We start from the raw sequence: 2,990 nt of genomic DNA, 5'->3' as shown, positions 1-2,990 counted from the left end.
GCAAGCACTAAAAAGCGGACGATGTTAATTGGGTAAAGTCGTTTAATTCTTGCACAATCTTATGATAAATAAATTGGCAAGAAGTATGATGGTAAAAAAGTAAACTACACCTGAGTCTGACTTAGCACTAACTTGCCCCTGACTTGGGGCTGACTTGTTCCCCTTTTGCCCTGACTTTTGTGCAGCGTACTCATATTTTTGTTTAAGTAATTCCACATCAATCAAGCCCATCATATGGCGCTCAGTTTTTAATTCACCATCATAAAGCAGTTCATACTCAATCAACTTTCCACGCCCACCTCGATGTACTAACAGATACTCCATTTCTTCTAATCGGCCACAGTGGATCTTTAATTGGCCGTCACTCCATCCAGTGACTTCTCGGATAGTTCGGCGACTAAATCGGTAATCAGTTCGATCCATGCCTTGTGCTTTGCATTGTGTTTTAACCAGGTGGTTGATCAGTGATAATAACTTTCGGGTTTGGGGTGGCAGCTCATCCAGTGTCTTGCCTAATATTTCATGGCTGAGTTGATTGGCCCTATCAATATCATCCAGCGTCACTTCCACATATTCAACGACTCGCTCTTGATGCGTTACAGTTTTGATTGGTCGTTGGTATTGATGCAGCAATGCAATGGTTTGAATGAGGGTTAAGTATTTAACATGGTCGCGTCTGGTTCGGGTTTTATCGCTTCTAAAGGTTAAATATTCTGCATAGGGATTCACGACTTTTAAGGGTCGTAATAATCGCTGTGCATTTCGATGAACTTTAATTAAATCACTTTTAATTTCACTTTGTAGCAAGCCATCTAAGGTTTGATTCATCCTCTGGATTTGTTGAATCGCTTCGGTTTGTTCACCGGATTCATTAACGGTTAATACCAGACAACGATTTAATAATTCTTCATCAATGTCGATGGCCGTTGTCGTTAAGAACAACATCACCGGCCCTTCCACATGATAGGTTTGGGTTTCCATATTCCCCGTGGTGGCATTCTTGCCAGTGGAGGCAATCGTGATTTCTCCCTCACTTTGTAAAAGCTTTAAGGCGTAACTGGCATTCTCTGCACCTTCTTCTTCCGCAATGGCCAGGATTTTATTTTTAAGGTTGGTTTCCCCCATGTAAAACAGACTTTGCCCTGTCATGGCTGAGTATTGCACGCGCTCTTCTTCGGGCATTAAGTTAAGCACTGCATCCATTAATGATGATTTACCAGCCGCCGATGAACTCTGGATGATGACGGCTAATGGCTTATCGAGTTTTCTGGAAACACTGGCCAGGTAGCCCACCAGTTTATTGGTTTCTTCTCCCACCACACCGCATTCGTTAAAGTCAGATAAAATTCTTTGCAGTAGGTTTTTATCTTTGAGTAAGGCTAAGGCTTCATTTTTCTCTTGTTCATCGAGTTCGATATTTGTTTCAGCCGATTGATTTTTGTTTTCTATTTGCTCATCTTGCAGGGCTTCCAGCTTTAACAGGACTTTACCTAAATCTTTTTTAATCACATCGAACTCAACACCGAGTTCACTCGATGCTATTTTAATAAAGGTTTGGCGTTGTTTGGCATTGTAAAGCTCTAAGGTATCAACGTGGATCGCTTCATCTTTATTAACCATCACATTCACTTTGAGTTGGTCATAGCTTAGATTTTTGCTTAAACCTCGAACCCGATAACATCGATCACCCAACACTATTTTTATTTCACGCTCATTGATGTGTGCCTCAACATCACTCACCACTTTGGGCTGAACTTGTGCCGTTGGCTCTGGTAGTTCAGCGACTAAATCAGGCGGTGTTTCTTTTTCCTGATTAACTGTTTTCTCTGCTTTTAATGATTCATTATCATTTCTTTTTTTGGCGCTTAACATTGGCTCCGCTTTTCTAACAACCAGACCTAACGCTTTATCCGCAGGATTCATTTGCAGGGCATACTCATTGACATCCATCCCTTTTGGGAACAACACGCGGTAACAATCAATATCATATTTCTTTAAGTGTTCAGCCAGTTTTTTTGCAGCATTGTCTCCAGCCTCATCTCGGTCATAAGCAATCAACACCCGTTTGATTTCATGTTGGATAAAGGCGTTTAATAGCTCCTCAGTAAAACCATTGGTGCCATAACTGGTGGTCACATTCCTGAGTCCATTCACCCAGAAGCTCATCGCATCAATCAGAGATTCACATAAAATAATTTCATCACTAGCCGCTAAACACTGAGCATTCCATACCCCTTGATGTTCACCAGGTAAATATAAATGTTGTGCTGTTCCTTTACGTAATTTACTACCCAATATTTTACGGCCGTAAACTTCCTTGACTTGATGAGCTTCATTAATGACAGGCACCACCAGACAACCATTAAAATGCTCATGCCCTGTTTTTCTTAAAATCCCCACACTTTGTAAACGCCCTCTGATTTCAGCCCCCGCTTTTCGGTTCTTTTCCGGTAAGCGATAACCTAACGTCCGATTGGCAAAGCCCAGTTTAAAAGTATTAATCAGCTCTGGATGGTTTAAGCCCCGTGATTCTAAATATTGAAGCGCATCAGGACTTTGCTTGAGGGTTTCGTGGTAAAAATCAATCACCTGTTTCAGCGCGGCTTGCTCGTCCTTTTCCGCGACTAAATTAGAAGGGAGTTGCTTGGTGGTTGCATATTTCACAGGTTCATGAGGCTCGGCAATTAACCCTAAATCATGTTGCAGGATTTCAACGGCACGCTTAAAGGAGATCCCTTCTCGCTTCATCACCCAGTCAATCACTGAGCCACCTACACCGCAAGCGCCTAAGCAATGCCACAGATTCTTGGAAGGACTCACCACTAGAGATGGGGTTTTATCATCATGGAATGGACAGCGGGTGACTTTATCCTTGCCATGCTGTGATTTCCCACATTAATGTCGAACCATTCAATCCTTTTCAGCCAAATTAACATCATCACTCAATTCTTCTTTATAACGTGAATTCGGGAAACTTAATTTTTCTGTAG

At 41.9% G+C, this 2,990-nt stretch carries 1 protein-coding gene and 1 pseudogene; both read right to left on the bottom strand.

Annotated elements, in window-relative coordinates; all coding sequences use genetic code 11:
* Positions 1 to 42: 42 nt before the first annotated feature.
* Entirely contained in the window at positions 43 to 2,589 is a 2,547-nt protein-coding gene (locus ABVT42_RS21875) for a toprim domain-containing protein (protein ID WP_367024462.1), read from the bottom strand.
* Positions 2,590 to 2,697: 108 nt separating this feature from the next.
* Positions 2,698 to 2,871 (bottom strand): annotated as a pseudogene (locus ABVT42_RS21870) (CHC2 zinc finger domain-containing protein); the annotation flags it as partial.
* Between the last annotated feature and the right edge of the window lie 119 nt (positions 2,872 to 2,990).

The organism is Aliikangiella maris (genome assembly GCF_040719265.1).
GTDB classification, from domain to species: Bacteria; Pseudomonadota; Gammaproteobacteria; order Enterobacterales; family Kangiellaceae; genus Aliikangiella; species Aliikangiella maris.
This window is presented reverse-complemented; position numbering and strand designations above follow the sequence as displayed.